At 61.7% G+C, this 18529-nt stretch carries 18 protein-coding genes; 12 read left to right on the top strand and 6 right to left on the bottom strand.

The window, feature by feature from the left end:
• Positions 1-28 precede the first annotated feature (28 nt).
• The 10 genes from bioB (at position 29) to ACS5Q8_RS26680 (ending at position 12312) form a co-directional block, all read left to right on the top strand.
• Positions 29-1084, top strand: a complete 1056-nt coding sequence (bioB, locus tag ACS5Q8_RS26725) for a biotin synthase BioB (RefSeq protein ID WP_276195179.1) — start codon at positions 29-31, stop codon at positions 1082-1084.
• Positions 1085-1228: 144 nt separating this feature from the next.
• Complete coding sequence (gene bioF, locus ACS5Q8_RS26720; RefSeq protein ID WP_276195178.1) at positions 1229-2410, top strand: 8-amino-7-oxononanoate synthase; 1182 nt, start codon at positions 1229-1231, stop codon at positions 2408-2410.
• Complete coding sequence (locus tag ACS5Q8_RS26715) at positions 2403-3134, top strand: alpha/beta fold hydrolase (protein WP_276195177.1); 732 nt, start codon at positions 2403-2405, stop codon at positions 3132-3134. Before bioF ends, ACS5Q8_RS26715 begins: the two co-directional genes overlap by 8 nt.
• Positions 3127-3939 carry a malonyl-ACP O-methyltransferase BioC gene (gene bioC / locus ACS5Q8_RS26710; protein WP_276195176.1) on the top strand — a complete coding sequence of 271 codons (813 nt, stop codon included), beginning with the start codon at positions 3127-3129 and terminating at the stop codon, positions 3937-3939. Before ACS5Q8_RS26715 ends, bioC begins: the two co-directional genes overlap by 8 nt.
• Positions 3936-4616 carry a dethiobiotin synthase gene (gene bioD, locus ACS5Q8_RS26705; protein WP_276195175.1) on the top strand — a complete coding sequence of 227 codons (681 nt, stop codon included), beginning with the start codon at positions 3936-3938 and terminating at the stop codon, positions 4614-4616. The genes bioC and bioD overlap by 4 nt, the downstream gene beginning before the upstream one ends.
• Before the next feature lie 104 nt (positions 4617-4720).
• Complete coding sequence (locus ACS5Q8_RS26700) at positions 4721-5002, top strand: pyrroloquinoline quinone biosynthesis protein PqqE (protein ID WP_465159623.1); 282 nt, start codon at positions 4721-4723, stop codon at positions 5000-5002.
• 249 nt (positions 5003-5251) lie between these two features.
• Positions 5252-7057, top strand: coding sequence for a phenylacyl-CoA dehydrogenase (locus ACS5Q8_RS26695; RefSeq protein ID WP_276195173.1), 1806 nt, complete (start codon positions 5252-5254; stop codon positions 7055-7057).
• Between the two features lie 204 nt (positions 7058-7261).
• Positions 7262-8551 (top strand): GGDEF domain-containing protein, encoded by a 1290-nt coding sequence (locus tag ACS5Q8_RS26690; protein ID WP_276195172.1) that lies wholly within the window; start codon positions 7262-7264, stop codon positions 8549-8551.
• 90 nt (positions 8552-8641) lie between these two features.
• Positions 8642-10411: an acyl-CoA dehydrogenase C-terminal domain-containing protein gene (locus tag ACS5Q8_RS26685; RefSeq protein ID WP_465159622.1), complete on the top strand. Its 1770-nt coding sequence runs from the start codon at positions 8642-8644 to the stop codon at positions 10409-10411.
• A gap of 122 nt (positions 10412-10533) precedes the next feature.
• Entirely contained in the window at positions 10534-12312 is a 1779-nt protein-coding gene (locus ACS5Q8_RS26680) for an acyl-CoA dehydrogenase C-terminal domain-containing protein (RefSeq protein WP_465159621.1), read from the top strand.
• Positions 12313-12538: 226 nt separating this feature from the next.
• Here ACS5Q8_RS26680 and ACS5Q8_RS26675 read toward each other — a convergent pair whose 3' ends face one another.
• Positions 12539-13438 carry a LysR family transcriptional regulator gene (locus ACS5Q8_RS26675; protein ID WP_276195169.1) on the bottom strand — a complete coding sequence of 300 codons (900 nt, stop codon included), beginning with the start codon at positions 13436-13438 and terminating at the stop codon, positions 12539-12541.
• Positions 13439-13647: 209 nt separating this feature from the next.
• Between ACS5Q8_RS26675 and ACS5Q8_RS26670 the strand changes: the two genes are divergently transcribed.
• Together ACS5Q8_RS26670 and ACS5Q8_RS26665 are read left to right on the top strand one after the other, a co-directional pair.
• Positions 13648-14916 carry an aspartate aminotransferase family protein gene (locus tag ACS5Q8_RS26670; RefSeq protein ID WP_276195168.1) on the top strand — a complete coding sequence of 423 codons (1269 nt, stop codon included), beginning with the start codon at positions 13648-13650 and terminating at the stop codon, positions 14914-14916.
• 182 nt (positions 14917-15098) lie between these two features.
• Positions 15099-15257, top strand: coding sequence for a YqaE/Pmp3 family membrane protein (locus ACS5Q8_RS26665; protein ID WP_010207008.1), 159 nt, complete (start codon positions 15099-15101; stop codon positions 15255-15257).
• A 5-nt stretch (positions 15258-15262) separates the two neighbouring features.
• Here the strand turns inward: ACS5Q8_RS26665 and pqqE are convergent, their stop codons facing one another.
• The 5 genes from pqqE to pqqA form a co-directional block, all read right to left on the bottom strand.
• Positions 15263-16393, bottom strand: a complete 1131-nt coding sequence (gene pqqE, locus ACS5Q8_RS26660; RefSeq protein ID WP_443697264.1) for a pyrroloquinoline quinone biosynthesis protein PqqE — start codon at positions 16391-16393, stop codon at positions 15263-15265.
• Positions 16386-16661: a pyrroloquinoline quinone biosynthesis peptide chaperone PqqD gene (gene pqqD / locus ACS5Q8_RS26655; RefSeq protein WP_443697258.1), complete on the bottom strand. Its 276-nt coding sequence runs from the start codon at positions 16659-16661 to the stop codon at positions 16386-16388. Before pqqD ends, pqqE begins: the two co-directional genes overlap by 8 nt.
• On the bottom strand, positions 16658-17410 hold the full coding sequence (gene pqqC / locus ACS5Q8_RS26650; RefSeq protein WP_276195166.1) for a pyrroloquinoline-quinone synthase PqqC: 753 nt from the start codon (positions 17408-17410) through the stop codon (positions 16658-16660). The genes pqqD and pqqC overlap by 4 nt, the downstream gene beginning before the upstream one ends.
• Positions 17411-17421: 11 nt before the next feature.
• On the bottom strand, positions 17422-18333 hold the full coding sequence (gene pqqB / locus ACS5Q8_RS26645; RefSeq protein ID WP_465159620.1) for a pyrroloquinoline quinone biosynthesis protein PqqB: 912 nt from the start codon (positions 18331-18333) through the stop codon (positions 17422-17424).
• A gap of 71 nt (positions 18334-18404) precedes the next feature.
• Entirely contained in the window at positions 18405-18479 is a 75-nt protein-coding gene (gene pqqA, locus ACS5Q8_RS26640; RefSeq protein ID WP_003194766.1) for a pyrroloquinoline quinone precursor peptide PqqA, read from the bottom strand.
• Positions 18480-18529: the final 50 nt, after the last annotated feature.

Raw genomic sequence — 18529 nt, 5'->3', positions numbered from 1 at the left:
TTGCCAAAGCATAATCAAGGAATCGCCCATGAGCGCCCGCACCACTGCCACCCTGCGTCACGATTGGTCTTTAGCTGAAGTCAAAGCACTGTTCGTGCAGCCGTTCAATGACCTGTTGTTCCAGGCGCAGACCGTGCACCGCGCGCATTTCGATGCGAACCGTGTGCAGGTGTCGACGCTGCTGTCGATCAAAACCGGCGCCTGCCCGGAAGATTGCAAATATTGTCCGCAGTCGGGCCACTACAACACCGGCCTGGAAAAAGAAAAGCTGATGGAAGTGCAGAAGGTCCTCGAAGAGGCGGCCCGTGCCAAGGCCATCGGTTCGACCCGCTTCTGCATGGGCGCGGCGTGGAAACATCCGTCGGCCAAAGACATGCCCTATGTGCTGCAGATGGTCGAAGGCGTGAAGGCCATGGGCCTGGAAACCTGCATGACCCTCGGCCGTCTCGACCAGGACCAGACCGAAGCCCTGGCCCAGGCCGGCCTCGACTACTACAACCACAACCTCGATACGTCGCCGGAATTCTACGGTTCGATCATCACTACCCGCACCTATGCCGAGCGTCTGCAAACCCTGGCCTACGTGCGTGATTCGGGGATGAAGATCTGCTCCGGCGGCATTCTCGGCATGGGCGAATCCCTCGACGACCGCGCCAACCTGCTGATCCAACTGGCCAACCTGCCGGAGCATCCGGAGTCGGTGCCGATCAACATGCTGGTGAAGGTGGCCGGGACGCCGCTGGAAAACGCCGAGGACATCGACCCGTTCGACTTCATCCGCATGCTGGCGGTGGCGCGCATCCTGATGCCGCAATCGCATGTGCGCCTGTCGGCCGGCCGTGAGGCGATGAACGAGCAAATGCAGGCCCTGGCGTTCTTTGCCGGCGCCAACTCGATCTTCTACGGCGACAAACTGCTGACCACCGCCAACCCGCAGGCCGACAAGGACATGCAACTGTTCTCGCGCCTGGGCATCCTGCCGGAAGCGCGTGAAGAGCACGCCGATGAAGTGCACCAGGCGGCGATCGAGCAAGCGTTGGTTGAGCAGAAAAGCAGCGAGCAGTTCTACAACGCCGCAGTTTGATCCAAATGCGATCCAAATGTGGGAGGGAGCTTGCTCCCGATAGCGGTGGGTCAGTTAATGCATTTCATACTGATACGCCGCCATCGGGAGCAAGCTCCCTCGCACATTTTCTGACCGAGTTGAACCTGCCAATCCGAGGCCTGCATGTCTTTCGATCTCGCCGCGCGTCTCGCTGCCCGTCGTGCCGAACACCTTTACCGCCACCGCCCACTGCTGGACAGCCCGCAAGGCCCGGAAGTGGTGGTGGACGGTCAACCGTTACTGGCGTTCTGCAATAACGATTACCTGGGCCTGGCCAATCACCCGCAGGTGATCGAGGCCTGGCGTGCCGGTGCGTCCCGTTGGGGCGTGGGCGGTGGCGCTTCGCACTTGGTGGTCGGGCATGCCACGCCGCACCATGAACTGGAAGAAGCCCTGGCCGACCTTACCGGGCGCCCGCGCGCGTTGCTGTTTACCACCGGCTACATGGCCAACCTCGGCGCGGTCACGGCGTTGGTGGGGCAGGGCGATACGGTGCTGGAAGACCGTCTCAACCATGCCTCATTGCTGGATGCCGGCCTGTTGTCCGGGGCGCGCTTCAATCGCTACCTGCACAACGACGCCGCCAGCCTGGCCAAGCGCCTGGAGAAAGCCACCGGCAATACCCTGGTGGTCACCGATGGCGTGTTCAGCATGGACGGCAACCTGGCCGACTTGCCGGCGCTGGCCCGTGAAACGCGGGCCAAAGGCGCCTGGTTGATGGTGGACGACGCCCATGGCTTCGGCCCGCTGGGCGCGAACGGCGGCGGCATCGTCGAGCATTTTGGCTTGAGCCAGGAAGACGTGCCGGTGCTGGTCGGCACCCTGGGCAAAGCGTTCGGCACTGCCGGCGCTTTTGTCGCGGGCAGTGAGGAGTTGATCGAAAGCCTGATCCAGTTCGCCCGGCCCTACATCTATACCACCAGCCAACCCCCGGCCCTGGCCTGCGCCACCCTGAAAAGCCTGGAGCTGCTACGCACCGAGCATTGGCGACGCGAGCACCTCAACAGCCTGATCCGCCAGTTCCGCCAGGGCGCCGAGCAGATCGGCCTGAGGCTGATGGACAGCTTTACGCCGATTCAGCCGATCCTCATCGGCGAGAGTGCCAAGGCCATGGCGTTGTCGCGGATGTTGCGCGAGCGCGGCTTGATGGTCACGGCGATCCGCCCGCCCACCGTGCCCGCCGGCAGCGCCCGTTTGCGCGTGACGCTGACGGCGGCCCACAGCGCGGCGCAGGTGCAGCTATTGTTGAACGCATTGGAAGAGTGTTTCCGCTTGTCAGGTGCCACGGAGCCCGACCATGCGTGATCGACTGATATTGCTGCCCGGCTGGGGCCTTGGCGTTTCGCCGCTGGAGCCCTTGGCCGCCGCACTGCATGGCCTGAACGAACACCTGCGCGTACAGATCGAGCCGTTGCCAGCGTTGGGCTCCAGCGACCTGGGCGAATGGCTCGACGAACTCGACGCGACGCTGCCGGACAACGCTTGGCTCGGCGGCTGGTCTCTGGGCGGCATGCTCGCTTCCGAGCTGGCCGCACGGCGCGGCGAGCGTTGTTGTGGGTTGCTGACCCTGGCGAGCAACCCGTGTTTCGTCGCCCATGATGGCTGGCCGAACGCGATGCCTGGCGAAACCTTCGATGCGTTCCTTACCGGTTGCCATGCCGACTCCCAGGTCACCCTCAAGCGTTTCGGCCTGTTGTGTGCCAAAGGCGCCGCAGACCCGCGCGGGCTGGCGCGTTTGCTGGTCAGTGGGGCGCCGAATACGCCGTCGAACGTGTTGATGAGCGGCCTTGAGCTGCTGGCTCAACTGGACACCCGCGACGCCTTGGTGGCCTATCGCGGCCCGCAATTGCATCTGTTCGCGGGCCTGGATGAGTTGGTGCCCGCCGAAGCCGCCAGCGACCTGCTGAGCCTGCTTCCGGATGTCGAAATCGGTCTGATTGAACAGGCCGGTCACGCTTTTCTCCTGGAGGACCCCCACGGTGTAGCGGGGGCCATCCAGGCTTTTTTGCACGAGTGCGTTGATGACTGATTTAGCCCATGCCTGCCTGCCGGGCGGGTTGCCGGACAAGCGCCAGGTGGCGGCATCGTTTTCCCGTGCCGCCGCCAGTTACGACAGCGTGGCCGAGTTGCAGCGGGCGGTGGGGCATGAACTGCTGGCCCGTCTGCCGGCGGCCTGCACCGCGCAACGCTGGTTGGACATGGGCTGTGGCACCGGTTATTTCAGCCGCGTGCTGGGCGATCGGCTGCCTGCCGGCCAAGGTGTGGCGCTGGATATTGCCCAAGGCATGCTCAACCATGCGCGGCCGTTGGGCGGCGCGCAGCATTTCATCGCCGGTGATGCCGAGCGCCTGCCGTTGCAGGCGGCCAGTTGCGGGCTGATCTTCTCCAGCCTGGCGGTGCAATGGTGCGCGGATTTCGCGGCGGTGCTCAGCGAAGCCTATCGCGTGCTGCAACCGGGCGGCGTGCTGGCCTTCGCCAGCTTGTGCGTGGGCACATTGGACGAGTTGCGCGAAAGCTGGCGGGCGGCGGATGGGCTGGTCCACGTCAACCGCTTCCGCACCTTCGAGGCCTATCAACAGCTGTGCGCGGCCAGCGGCTTCCAGGTGCTGAGCCTGGAGCGGCGCGCCCATGTGTTGCATTACCCGGATGTGCGCAGCCTGACCCATGAATTGAAGGCGCTCGGTGCGCACAATCTCAACCCGGGGCGGCCGGGCGGGTTGACCGGCCGTGCGCGGGTTGTTGCATTGATCGACGCCTACGAGCAGTTCCGTCAGGCCCAGGGCCTGCCGGCCACCTACCAAGTGGTGTACGCCGTGCTGGAGAAACCGCTATGAGCGCGGCTTATTTCATCACCGGCACCGATACCGATGTCGGCAAGACCACCATCGCCGCCGGCCTGCTGCATGCCGCGCGCCTGGCCGGCAAAAGCACCGCCGCCGGCAAGCCGGTTGCCTCGGGCTGCCAGGTCACCGCCAAAGGCTTGCGCAACGCCGATGCGCTGGCGCTGCTGGCCGAGTGTTCGTTGCCGTTGAGCTACGCCGAGGTCAACCCGGTGGCGTTCGAGCCGGCCATCGCGCCGCACCTGGCTGCGCGCGAGGCGGGCGTTGCGCTGACGGTGCAATCGCTGCTCAAACCGATGCAGCAGATCCTCGACCGAAAAGCCGATTTCACCCTGATCGAAGGCGCGGGCGGCTGGCGTGTGCCGTTGGCCGATCAGGACAACCTGTCCGACCTGGCCATGGCGCTGCAATTGCCGGTGATCCTGGTGGTGGGTGTGCGCCTGGGTTGCATCAGCCATGCGCTGCTCACGGCCGAAGCCATCGCCCGCGACGGCCTGCCGCTGGCCGGTTGGGTGGCGAATATCATCGACCCGAATACCTCTCGTCTGGAAGAAAACCTCGCCACCCTGGCCGAACGCTTGCCCGCGCCGTGCCTGGGCCGGGTGCCCAAACTCAAGCACGCCGGCAGCAAAGCGGTGGCCGAGTACCTGCACTTGGACCTGCTTGACTGATTTTGGCTATCGACAAGGCATTGTGCCATTAGTGTTTTTGACGGGCCTTTTGCCAGAATGTCTGCTTCAATTCAACTTCACGATTCTCTCAGCAGGTCCACGCCATGGAAATCTCTGGCAGCAGCGCGTTTTATTCAGGCTTGAGTACGATTCAAGCCGGGCAGAGCCGCGTCGACCAGGCCGCCGGCAGGATTGCCAGTGCCGCCACTACCCAGCCGTCGGCCGCCCAGAGCGACCTTCTGCAGGCCAATGACCGCGCCCAGCCGACCAACTCGGCGAGCAATATGGTCGAAATGGCCCAAGGTAAATTTCAGGTGGAGCTGGGCGCGAAAGTCGCCAAGGCTTCCGATGAAATGCTCGGCACGTTGATCGACACCTTCGCCTGACCCCCCTATGGCAATGCGGTGTACCCGGTACACCGCGAGCGCCTACATCGCCTCTTTTTTCCGATAACCCTTGTGGCACCTCGCCGCAGGCATTGTCGTGCGCGCTGTTGAGCCGTGTCATGACAAACGGCAGCGGGACGACGCTTGACATCCCCAGGTCGTAAACGTATGTTTCAAACACCTGTTTGACCGCAACAACAAATCCCACGCGGTTGTTCATCCCAGATACATCAGCAGAGGTTTATCGCTATGCCTGACTACAAGGCCCCCTTGCGTGATATTCGCTTCGTTCGTGACGAACTGCTCGGCTATGAAGCGCACTATCAGAGCCTGCCGGCTTGCCAGGACGCTACTCCGGACATGGTTGACGCCATTCTCGAAGAAGGCGCCAAGTTCTGTGAGCAAGTACTGGCACCGTTGAACCGTGTGGGTGACATCGAAGGGTGTACCTGGAGCGAGTCAGGCGTTAAGACCCCTACTGGTTTCAAAGAAGCCTACAAGCAGTTCGTCGAAGGTGGCTGGCCGAGCCTGGCCCACGACGTGGAGCACGGTGGCCAAGGCCTGCCGGAATCCCTGGGCCTGGCAGTCAGCGAAATGGTCGGCGAAGCCAACTGGTCGTGGGGTATGTACCCAGGCCTGTCCCATGGTGCGATGAACACCATCTCCGAGCACGGCACCCCCGAGCAGCAAGAGGCCTACCTGACCAAACTGGTGTCGGGCGAATGGACCGGCACCATGTGCCTGACCGAGCCACACTGCGGCACCGACCTGGGCATGCTGCGCACCAAGGCCGAACCTCAGGCCGACGGTACCTATAAAGTCTCCGGCACCAAGATCTTCATCTCGGCCGGCGAACACGACATGGCCGATAACATCGTCCACATCGTATTGGCCCGCCTGCCGGACGCACCGGCCGGCACCAAAGGTATCTCGCTGTTTATCGTGCCTAAATTCCTGCCGAACGCCGATGGCTCGATCGGTGCGCGCAACGCGGTGACCTGTGGTTCCCTGGAACACAAGATGGGCATCCACGGTAACGCCACCTGCGTGATGAACTTCGACGCGGCCACCGGTTTTCTGATCGGCCCGGCGAACAAAGGCCTGAACTGCATGTTCACCTTTATGAACACCGCTCGCCTGGGCACCGCGCTGCAAGGCCTGGCCCACGCTGAAATCGGCTTCCAGGGCGGCCTGAAATATGCGCGTGACCGCCTGCAAATGCGTTCCCTGACTGGCCCGAAAGCGCCGGACAAGGCCGCCGACCCGATCATCGTCCACCCCGACGTGCGCCGCATGCTGCTGACCATGAAAGCCTTCGCTGAAGGTAACCGTGCGATGGTGTACTTCACCGCCAAGCAAGTGGACATCGTCAAGTACGGCACCGACGACGAAGCCAAGAAACAGGCCGATGGCCTGCTGGCATTCATGACCCCGATCGCCAAGGCGTTCATGACCGAAGTCGGTTTTGAATCCGCCAACCACGGCGTGCAGATCTACGGCGGTCACGGCTTCATCGCCGAGTGGGGCATGGAGCAGAACGTGCGCGACAGCCGCATTTCGATGCTGTACGAAGGCACCACCGGCATCCAGGCGCTGGACCTGCTCGGCCGTAAAGTGCTGATGACCCAAGGCGAAGCGCTCAAGGGCTTCACCAAGATCGTGCACAAGTTCTGCCAGGCCAACGAAGGCAACGAAGCGGTCCAAGAGTTCGTGACGCCGCTGGCTGCGCTGAACAAAGAGTGGGGCGAGTTGACCATGAAGGTCGGCATGGCGGCGATGAAAGACCGTGAAGAAGTCGGTGCCGCTTCGGTGGACTACCTGATGTACTCCGGTTATGCCTGCCTGGCTTACTTCTGGGCCGACATGGCGCGCCTGGCGGCCGAGAAACTGGCAGCCGGCACCAGCGAAGCGGCGTTCTACACCGCCAAGCTGCAGACCGCGCGCTTCTACTTCCAGCGCATCCTGCCGCGTACCCGTACTCACGTGGTCACCATGCTGTCGGGCGCCAACAACCTGATGGACATGAAAGAAGAGGACTTCGGCCTGGCTTACTAAGCCTCACCGAGCCCACTTGAAAAACCGTCGCTCCTTCTCGGGGCGGCGGTTTTTTTTGCGCGATAAAAAACACAGCGCAGCGCTCAGGGATTGCGATGGTCTGCCGTTACAGTGATGGCAATGTGATACAAGCCTGGCAGGGTATGTTTAACTGTCTGAACTGTGGCACAGTGCCATTATTTCTGGCGGGTCGGAGTTTTACCCTTGTCACGCGCGTCCGCTTTACGTTTCAGTCATTTCCTACCTTCACTGCTGCTGTTACTGGCCGGGCTCTCGGCTGCGTATGTCAAAGATCTCAACGTCTTCTTTACCTCGCTGTTCAACGTGTTGCCGACCCTGGTGCTGTTGCTCGGCGGTTCGTATTGCGCGGTCTATCGTCGCCAGCGCGAACTGTTCCTGATGATCACGGTGTATATCGCCTACTTCCTGCTCGATACCCAGACCGACTTCTACCGCGACAACGGCCGCGTGCGCGAAGACGCCGCCGTGGTGTTCCACTTGTGTTGCCTGTTGCTGCCGCTGCTGTTCAGCATCTATGCGCTGTGGCAGGAAAAAACCCACTTGTTCCGTGATTTTGTCGCGCGCTGTGCGGTGCTGCTGGCGATCGGCAGCGTGGCGTTGGCCCTGGAGCAAAGTTATCCCCAGGCGCTGCTGAACTGGCTGGCGGAAATCCGCTGGCCGGCGCTGCATGGCACCTGGATGAGCCTGATCCAGCTGTCATACCCGATGTTCCTGATCGGTTTTCTGACCTTGGCGGCGCAGTACTGGTACCAACCGCGTCCGTTGCACGCGGCGCAGATGGTGGGGTTGATCGGGCTGTTCTGGATGTTGCCGCAGACGTTTATCCTGCCGTTCACCCTGAACATCATGTGCAGCCAGGTGATGCTGACGATTGCGGCCGCGGTGGCTCACGAGGCGTATCAAATGGCGTTTCGCGACGAGCTGACCGGCCTGCCTGGGCGGCGCGCGCTCAACGAGCGCATGCAGCGGCTGGGACGCAACTATGTGCTCGCGATGAGCGACGTCGACCACTTCAAACGCTTTAACGACACCCATGGTCACGACGTAGGGGACCAAGTGCTGCGCCTGGTGGCCAGCAAGCTGTCGAAGGTCAATGGCGGCGGACGCGCCTACCGTTATGGCGGTGAAGAGTTCGCCGTGGTGTTTGCCGGCAAGACCCTGGATGAGTGCATGCCGCACTTGGAAGAACTCCGCGAGATCATCGCCAACTACGACATCAAGCTGCGCAACCCGGACCGCCCGCAGGATGACCTGCAAGGCCGCCAGCGGCGCGCGGGCAGCGGTGCGTCGAGTGTGTCGGTGACCGTCAGCATCGGCGTGGCCGAGCGCCAGGCCGAGCACCGCACGTCCGAAGAGGTGCTCAAATCCGCCGACCAGGCGCTGTATGCCGCCAAGGGCGCCGGGCGTAACTGCGTGGTCGCGGCCGGGCAAACCCGCCGTGGCGCGGTGCGCACGCAGAGTGCTGCCGGTTGAGTGATAGCGCTGTATTCAGCGGCTCTACAGTAATTGTTCGCGGCGGCGGCCGGCAGTAGGTTGAAACCATCTGCTGCCGGAGACATTGCCATGCCTGAGTACAAAGCTCCCCTGCGCGACATGCGCTTTCTGATCGACAACGTGTTTGATTTCCACGCTCACTACGCCGCCCTCGGCGCGACAGACGCCAGCCCGGACATGGTCAGCGCGATCCTCGAAGAAGGTGCGAAATTTTGCGAGAACGTACTCGCGCCACTCAACCGCAGCGGCGATGAAGAAGGCTGCCATTTCGACAAAGGTGTGGTGACCACGCCCAAGGGCTTCAAGGAAGCGTTCGCCCAGTATGTGCAAGGTGGCTGGCACGGCGTGGCGGCCGACCCGGCCTACGGTGGCCAAGGCTTGCCGCAATCTCTCGGGCTGGTGCTCAGCGAGATGATCGGCTCCAGCAACACGTCCTGGGGCATGTACCCAGGGCTGACGCACGGCGCGATGTCGGCGATCCACGCCCACGGCACCGACGAACAGAAAGCCACCTACCTGAGCAAACTCACCGCCGGCGAATGGACCGGCACCATGTGCCTGACCGAAGCCCATTGCGGCACCGACCTGGGCCTGATCAAGACCCGCGCCGTGCCCCAGGCGGATGGCAGCTATGCGGTCAGCGGCAGCAAGATCTTCATCTCCGCCGGTGAGCACGACCTGAGCGCCAACATCATCCACCTGGTGCTGGCCAAGCTGCCGGATGCCCCGGCCGGCACCAAAGGCATCTCGCTGTTTATCGTGCCCAAGTTCCATGCGGATTCGGGCGAGCGCAACGCGGTACATTGCGGCTCCATCGAGCACAAGATGGGGATCAAGGCCTCGGCCACCTGCGTGCTGAACTTCGACGCTGCCAAGGGCTTTTTGATCGGCGAGGCGAACAAAGGCCTCAACTGCATGTTCACCATGATGAACCACGCGCGCCTCGGCACCGGGATGCAAGGGCTGTGCAATGGCGAAGCGAGCTTTCAGGGCGCGGTCAAATACGCCAACGACCGCTTGCAAATGCGCGCGCTGACCGGCGCCAAGGCCCCGGAAAAAGCCGCCGACCCGATCATCGTCCACCCCGACGTGCGGCGCATGCTGCTGACCATGAAGGCGTTCAACGAAGGCAACCGGGCGCTGACCTATTTCACCGCGCAACTGCTCGACACCGCGCACTTGAGCCGCGACGCCGGCCAGCGCCAGGAAGCCGAAGACCTGCTGGCGTTCCTTACGCCGATCTGCAAAGCCTTTATGACCGACACCGGGCTGGAGGTGACCAACCACGGCATGCAGGTGTTCGGCGGCCATGGTTTTATTCGCGAGTGGGGCATGGAGCAGTTGGTGCGCGATTGCCGGATTGCGCCGATCTACGAAGGCACCAACGGCATTCAGGCGCTCGACTTGCTGGGGCGCAAGGTGCTGGGCAGCCAGGGCAAGCTGCTGCGCGGTTTTACGCGGATTGTGCATAAGTTCTGCGAGGCGAATGCCGAGCATGCGCAGCTCAAGGCGTATGTGGCGCAACTCGATCAACTGAACCAGCAATGGGGTGAGCTGACAACCAAGGTCGGGCTGGCCGCGATGAAAAACCCTGACGAAGTGGGCGCTGCTGCGGTGGACTACTTGATGTACAGCGGCTACATCATCCTCGCCTATCTGTGGCTGCGCATGGCGATCGCGGCGCAGACGCATGATGATGCCGAGTTTGCCAAGGCCAAGCTGGCCACCTGCGACTTTTACTTCAAGCGCTTATTGCCACGCACCGCCACCCATCGGGCCGCCGTGGAGGCGGGCAGCGAGTGCCTGATGAGTCTGCCCTCGGAGGCATTTGGCTTGTGATGACCTAAAAATACCAATCGGTCACAAGTGGACCCTATGTGTCTGAAAAGTTGTTCGGGTACACTCGGCGCCTGTAAAACCGACCCTATCGAATCACTTTTTACGTTCTCACGAGGTTTGCCATGGCTGATTACAAAGCGCCGCTGCGTGATATGCGCTTCGTCCTCAACGAAGTGTTTGAGGTCGCCACACTTTGGGCCCAATTGCCGGCATTGGCAGACACGGTCGACGTCGAAACCGTTGAGGCAATCCTCGAAGAAGCCGGCAAAGTCACCGCCAAATCCATCGCCCCGCTCAGCCGCAGCGGCGATGAACAGGGCTGCCGCTGGGCAGACACCGTTGTCAGCACCCCGGACGGTTTTCCACAGGCCTACACCACCTACGCCGAAGGCGGTTGGGTGGGCGTGGGCGGTGATCCGGCCTTTGGCGGCATGGGCATGCCCAAGGCGGTCTCGGCGCAGGTTGAAGAGATGATCAACTCGTCGAGCCTGGCCTTCGGCCTGTACCCGATGCTGACCTCCGGCGCCTGCGTATCGATCAACACCCACGCCAGTGAAGCACTCAAGGCAACCTACCTGCCGAATATGTACTCCGGTAAGTGGGCCGGTTCCATGTGCCTGACCGAGGCCCATGCCGGCACCGATCTGGGGATTATCCGCACCAAGGCCGAGCCGCAGGCTGACGGTTCCTACACCATCAGCGGCACCAAGATCTTCATCACCGGCGGTGAACACGACCTCACCGAGAACATCATCCACCTGGTGCTGGCCAAACTGCCGGATGCCCCGGCCGGTCCCAAGGGCATCTCGTTGTTCCTGGTGCCGAAGTTCATGGTCAATGCCGACGGCAGCCTGGGCGCGCGTAACCCGGTGAGCTGTGGCTCCATCGAACACAAGATGGGGATTCAGGCCTCGGCGACCTGCGTGATGAACTTTGACCAAGCCGTGGGTTACCTGGTGGGTGAGCCGAACCGTGGTCTGGCGGCGATGTTCACCATGATGAACTACGAGCGCCTGGGCGTGGGTATCCAAGGCCTGGCGTCCGGTGAGCGGTCCTACCAGAACGCGATTGAATACGCGCGCGACCGCCTGCAGAGCCGTGCGCCGACCGGCGCGCAGGCCAAGGATAAAATCGCCGACCCGATCATCGTCCACCCCGACGTGCGTCGCATGCTGCTGACCATGAAGGCGTCGAACGAAGGCGGCCGTGCATTCTCCACATATGTGGCGATGCAGCTGGATATCGCCAAGTTCAGCGAAGATACCGCCGCCCGCGAGCGCGCGGATAGCCTGGTAGCCTTGCTGACCCCGGTGGCCAAGGCATTCCTGAGCGATCTGGGCCTGGAAACCACGGTGCTCGGCCAACAAGTCTTTGGCGGCCACGGTTACATCCGTGAGTGGGGCCAGGAGCAATTGGTGCGTGATGTGCGCATCACCCAGATCTACGAAGGCACCAACGGCATTCAGGCCCTGGACCTGATGGGACGCAAGATCGTCGGCAGTGGCGGTGCGTTCTACACCTTGTTCGCTGATGAGATCCGCCAGTTCACCGCCACTGCAGGCGCGGAGCTGGCCGAGTTCACCACGCCGCTCAACGCCGCAGTGGATAGCCTGGATGAATTGACGGCCTGGGTGCTGGATCGCGCCAAGAGCAACCCGAATGAAATCGGTGCGGCCTCGGTGGAGTATTTGCATGCATTCGGATACATGGCCTACGCCTATATGTGGGCAATGATGGCCAAGGCGGCGCTGGGCAAAGAGGCCGAGGAAGACTTCTACGCCAGCAAACTGGGCACTGCGCGCTTCTACTTTGCCCGTCTGCTGCCGCGTATTCACTCGTTGAGTGCGTCTGTAAAAGCCGGTAGTGAATCGTTGTTTTTGCTGGATGAGGCCCTGTTCTAAGGGTGTAGAGGCTTTGTAAGCATTCTCTTACATGACGTGCTGCTAATCGTCCTCTATCGCCAAATTGGATCCACGGATAATCTACTTCACATGGACGTCGCGCAGGAAGCGCAAAGCAACAACACGGACACGTAGGATTCTGCCAGGATGGCGGAGTGAAATGGATGTCAGGGAAACAGTCTGCAAAACCCCGCCTCGGCGGGGTTTTCTTTTGCCCGCGAAAAAGTCAGGCCGGCACCTGCGGGGCATTCATCACGTCCTCCAGCAAGGTGCGCAGCAACGCCAACGTCGCTTGCTGGCGCTGCACATCGCGGCAGACCAACCCCACTTTCAGCGGCACCCTGGGTTCACTCAAGGGTTTCCACAGCAGCGCCTTGCTGTTGTGTTCGTCCTGGGAGCGTCCCGGTAGCACCGTGGCCAATTTGGTATGAGGCAGGCTGTCGAGAATCCCCACCATGGTATTCAACTCCGCCTGTACCTGCGGGCGCCGCCCGAGGTTGGACAACTGGCTCTGCCAGATCTGCCTGATCTGAAACTCCTCCCCCAGCAGTAACATCGGCAACTCGGCCGCCTGTGTCAGGGAGACTTTCTTGAATTCACGCAGGGGGTGATCCTCCGGGATGACCACCTTCAGCTCATCTTCATACAGCAGCACGCCGTGCAACCCCGGCTGGCGGGGTGGCAGGTAACTGATGCCGATGTCCAGCGAGCCGTTGAGCAGGCGCCGTTCAATTTCAATCCCGGTCAGTTCGTAGATTTGCACCACTAGGTGCGGCTGGGCCTTGCGCACGCGCTCCAGCATTTGCGGGACCAGGCTGGTGTGTACGGTTTGCAGCACGCCGATGGCCAAGGTGCGCAATGCCTGGCCCTTGAAGTTGCGCAATGCCTCCACGGCTTGCTGCATGCCATCGATCAACGGCAAGGCGTGGTTGTATAACGTATGGGCTGCGAGGGTCGGCAGCAGGCGCTTGCTGCTGCGTTCGAAGAGGCTCACATCGAGGTTTTGTTCGAGCTGGCGGATCTGCTGTGACAGGGCCGGTTGGGAGATCGACAGACGCTCAGCGGCACGGCCTACGTGGCCTTCCTCATACACCGCGACGAAATAACGCAGTTGCTTAAAATCCATAAGTAATTCTTATCGAAAAAGCTGGAAAATCGAAATGGCCGATGGCCCCCGAGACGCCTAGTCTAGCGCCTATCCACAAGGCTTACAGGGCCAGATCGGGCGATGATTAGCGTTTATGTTGATGGTATTTGCATAGGCAAGACAAAAAACCTCCAGGCAGGTTTTACGGGGTACACCGACCACGGCATGCTTGCCATGGGAGAAAAAGTGTGAACCTGTTCAATTTGCGCCGCTCGGCGGCCAGTCTGGATGACTTGATCCTGGATGCTTGCGGCGAAGATTTTCCCAGTGAATGCTTGATGCCTACCGTAGCGCGCCCCCCGCAGGTCTTCGTGCGCGGTCAGGGTTCCTGGTTGTGGGACAGCGATGATCGCGCCTATCTGGACTTCAGCCAGGGCTGCGCGGCCAACAGCCTCGGCCACAGCCCGCAGGTATTGATCAGGGCCTTGGCCGATCAGGCCCATGCGCTGATCAATCCCGGTCACGGTTTGCATAACCGCCCCCAACTCAACCTCGTCGACCGCCTGTGCCACCGCACCGGCAGCGATCAGGCGTATTTGCTCAACAGCGGCGCGGAAGCCTGTGAAGCGGCGATCAAACTGGCGCGCAAGTGGGGCCAGCTGTATCGCGGTGGCGCTTATCGCATCATCAGCGCCAGCAACGGTTGCCATGGGCGCAGCTTCGCGGCGATGTCGGCTTCGGCGAGCAGCCGCGAAAACCGCTTTGAACCGCAGCTGCCGGGCTTCAGCCACGTCCCGCTCAACGATCTGGCGGCGCTGCACGCGGCCGTTGATGCGCAAACCGTTGCCATCATGCTCGAGCCGATCCAGAGCGAAGCCGGCGTTATCCTCGCGACCGAGCATTACCTCAAGGGTGTCGAGCGACTGTGCCGCGAGCTGGGTATTTTGCTGATCCTCGATGAAGTGCAAACCGGTATCGGCCGTTGCGGCACCTTGCTTGCCGAAGAGCACTACGGTGTGCGCGCCGACATCATTACGCTCGGCAAAGGCCTGGGCGGTGGTGTGCCGCTGGCGGCACTGCTGGCGCGCGGCAAAGCCTGTTGCTTCGAAGTCGGTGAGCTGGACGGCACCCATCATGGCAATGCGCTGATGGCCTCGGCCGGGGTGGCGGTACTCGATACCGTGCTGGGGCACGGTTTCTTCGAGCATGTACAAGAGTCTGGTTGCTACCTCGGCGAAGGTCTTGCCCGCCTGTCTTACCGCTACAGCCACGGTCAACTGCGCGGCCACGGCCTGATGTGGGGACTGACGTTATCGGATGATTCTGCAGACGCTGTGGTAAAAGCCGCTCTGGACGAAGGACTTATCCTCAACGCCCCGCAACCCAACTGCCTGCGCTTCACCCCGGCCCTAACGGTGAGCAAAAGCGACATCGACGAAATGCTCCTGCGCCTGACTCACGCTTTTTCCCGGGTGCGTACCGCACAGGTGCAATGCCGCAAGGGCATCGCCGTTTGACCCCTAATTCCTGAACCGTCTCGCGGTATACGCGGCGCCCCCAGCTTGTTTGTTTTGGCTGGGGGCGTTTTTTTTTGTTCAGAGAAGGGTGGCCGCAGTGCCAGATCCCACTGAACCCTCACGAACGTCCAAGGTCGATTAGCTAGACGGCTCACACGAGCCGATTTTCAGGAGCTGACCCCATGGACATCATTCGCATCATCATCGCCATCCTGTTGCCGCCACTGGGTGTGTTCCTGCAAGTGGGTTTCGCCGGCGCGTTCTGGCTGAATATTCTGCTGACCTTGTGCGGTTACTTCCCAGGCATCATTCACGCGGTGTACATCATCGCCAAGCGCTGAGGCCCTCAGCCTTTTGCGATGAGCCGGGAGTTGCGCTCGTTGCGAAAGGCCAGTTGCTCGATGGTCTGGGTGGCGTGTTCGGCGTCTTCCCGGGCTTGAAGGATGATGCCGTGGTGCTCGGATTTGCTGCACACCGGGTCGGCGTTGCTCGCATCGCCGGTCAGCATGAACGCCTGGCAACGGCAGCCGCCGAAGTCCTTCTCCTTTTCATCGCATGAGCGGCACGGCTCCGGCATCCAGTCGTAGCCGCGAAAGCGGTTGAAACCGAAGGAGTCGTACCAGATGTGCTGCATGCTGTGGTCACGCACATTAGGAAATTGCACCGGCATCTGTCGGGCACCGTGGCAGGGCAGGGCGGTTCCATCCGGAGTGACTGTCAGAAAGATGCTGCCCCAGCCGTTCATGCAGGCTTTCGGGCGTTCTTCGTAGTAATCCGGGGTGACGAAAATCAGCTTGCACGGGTGCCCTTCGGCTTCGAGCTTGGCGCGGTATTCGTTGGTGATACGTTCGGCGCGCACCAGTTGTTCCTGGGTCGGCAACAACCCCACACGATTGAGCTGCGCCCAGCCGTAGAACTGGCAGGTGGCGAGTTCTACAAAGTCCGCCTCCAGTGCAATGCACAGCTCGATGATGCGGTCGATCTTGTCGATATTGTGCCGATGAGTGACGAAGTTCAGCACCATCGGGTAGCCGTGGGCCTTCACCGCGCGAGCCATTTCGAGTTTTTGTGCGAAGGCCTTTTTCGAGCCGGCCAGCAGGTTGTTCACCTGTTCGTCGCTGGCCTGGAAGCTGATCTGGATATGGTCCAGACCCGCCTTTTTGAAATCGCTGATCTTCTGCTCGGTCAAGCCGATGCCGGAAGTGATCAGGTTGGTGTAGAAGCCCAGTTTGCGCGCTTCGGCAATCAGTTCGGCGAGGTCCTGGCGCACCAGCGGCTCACCGCCGGAAAAGCCCAACTGCGCGGCACCCATCTCGCGTGATTCGCGAAACACCTTGATCCATTGCTCAGTGCTCAGCTCCTTGCCCTGCTCGGCGAAATCCAGCGGGTTGGAGCAATACGGGCACTGCAGCGGGCAGCGATAGGTCAGCTCGGCGAGCAGCCACAGCGGCAGACCGATGGCCGGTTGTTCAGGCAAGCGTGATCCAGTGCTCAGCACGGGCGACCTCCATGAATTGCTCGATGTCGTCACCGAGCTCAGGCACACCAGGGAATTGTTCATCCAGCGCGGCGATGATCGCCGTGACGTCGCGCTCACCGTCGATCAACCCGCCAATCAACGCGGCGCTGTCGTTGAGCTTGATCATGCCTTCCGGGTAGAGCAGCACATGGCCTTTTTGCGCAGGCTCGTACTGGAAGCGATAGCCCGGACGCCAGACCGGTGTTCTGCTGCGATCAAAGCTCATAGGGTGATCCCTTTATGCCAGACCCGCTGCTCGGTCACGCTGTGATACGGCGGGCGATTCAGTTCGTAGGCCATGCTCATGGCATCGAGCATGCTCCACAGGATGTCCAGTTTGAACTGGAGAATTTCCAGCATGCGCTCCTGGCCTTCACGGGTGGTGTAGTGCTGCAGGGTGATCGCCAGACCATGCTCCACATCGCGGCGGGCCTGGCCCAGGCGGGTGCGGAAATACTCATAGCCGGTGGGGTCGATCCACGGGTAATGCTGCGGCCAGCTGTCGAGACGCGATTGGTGGATCTGCGGCGCGAACAGTTCGGTCAGCGAGCTGCTGGCGGCTTCCTGCCAGCGCGCACGGCGGGCGAAGTTGACGTAGGCGTCCACCGCAAAGCGCACGCCGGGCAGCACCAGTTCCTGGGAGCGCAGTTGGTCCGGATCGAGGCCGACGGCCTGGCCCAGGCGCAGCCAGGCTTCGATGCCGCCGTCTTCACCGGGGGCGCCATCGTGGTCGAGCAGGCGCTGAATCCACTCGCGGCGGATTTCGCGGTCCGGGCAGTTCGCCAGGATCGCAGCATCCTTCAGCGGAATGTTCACCTGATAGTAGAAACGGTTCGCGACCCAGCCCTGGATCTGCTCGCGGGTGGCGCGGCCTTCATACATCGCCACGTGGTACGGGTGATGGATATGGTAGAAGGCGCCCTTGGCCCGCAGGGCATGCTCGAACTCGGCGGGCGTCAACGGTGTGTCAGTCATGTCGTCTGCTCCTACAATTCAATGCTCATGCCATCGTAAGCCACTTCGACATTGCGCCGCACCAGCTCGGCCCGCTCGGGAGAATCTTCATCGAGGATCGGGTTGGTGTTGTTGATGTGGATAAGCACCTTGCGCTGCTTAGGCAGGTGTTCCAGCACTTCGAGCATGCCGCCCGGGCCGTTCTGCGACAGGTGGCCCATCTCGCGGCCGGTGCGGGTGCCGACGCCACGGCGCTGCATTTCATCATCGTCCCACATGGTGCCGTCCACCAGCAGGCAGTCGCTGCCGGCCATGATGTCCAGCAACGGCGCGTCAACCTTGCCCAGGCCCGGGGCGTAGAACAGTTTGCCGCCGGTGCGCAGGTCTTCGACGATCAGGCCGATATTGTCGCCGGGGTGCGGGTCGAAGCGGTGCGGTGAATACGGAGGTGCGGCACTGCGCAGCGGCAGCGGGGTGAAGCGCAGGTTGGGGCAGGCCGGGATGGTGAAGCTGGCGTCCAGCTCGATGCGGTTCCAGGCCAGGCCGCCGTTCCAATGGGTGAGCATGGTGAACAGCGGGAAACCACTGCTGAGGTCTTCATGGACCATGTCGGTACACCACACCTGGTGCGGGCAACCTTCACGCAGGCTCAATAGGCCGGTGGTGTGGTCGATCTGGCTGTCCATCAGGATGATCGCGCTGATGCCGGTATCGCGCAGTGTGCGGCCGGGTTGCATCGGCGCGAAGCCCTGCAGTTGTGCGCGGATATCCGGCGAGGCATTGCACAGCACCCAGTTCACGCCATCGTCGGAAATCGCGATGGATGACTGGGTACGCGCCTGAGCTCGCAGGCTGCCATCACGAAAGCCTGCGCAGTTCGCGCAGTTGCAGTTCCACTGCGGGAAGCCGCCGCCGGCGGCGGAACCTAGAATCTGGACAAACATGGCCGCTCCATCAAGCAAAGCTGAAAACAAAAACGCCCCGGACGGGCCGAGGCGTTGTATTACCCAGCCAATCAGCGGCTGGCGAAGTACATAGTCACTTCGAAACCGATGCGCAGATCAGTGTAAGCAGGTTTGGACCAAGTCATATTCTTACTCCTACGAAGGGATGGGGCGTTTACTACCAAGTAATACATAT

This window comes from Pseudomonas sp. PAMC25584 (assembly GCF_058135675.1).
The sequence above is the reverse complement of the archived record's forward strand: the minus strand, read 5'-3'. Positions and strand labels throughout refer to the sequence as shown.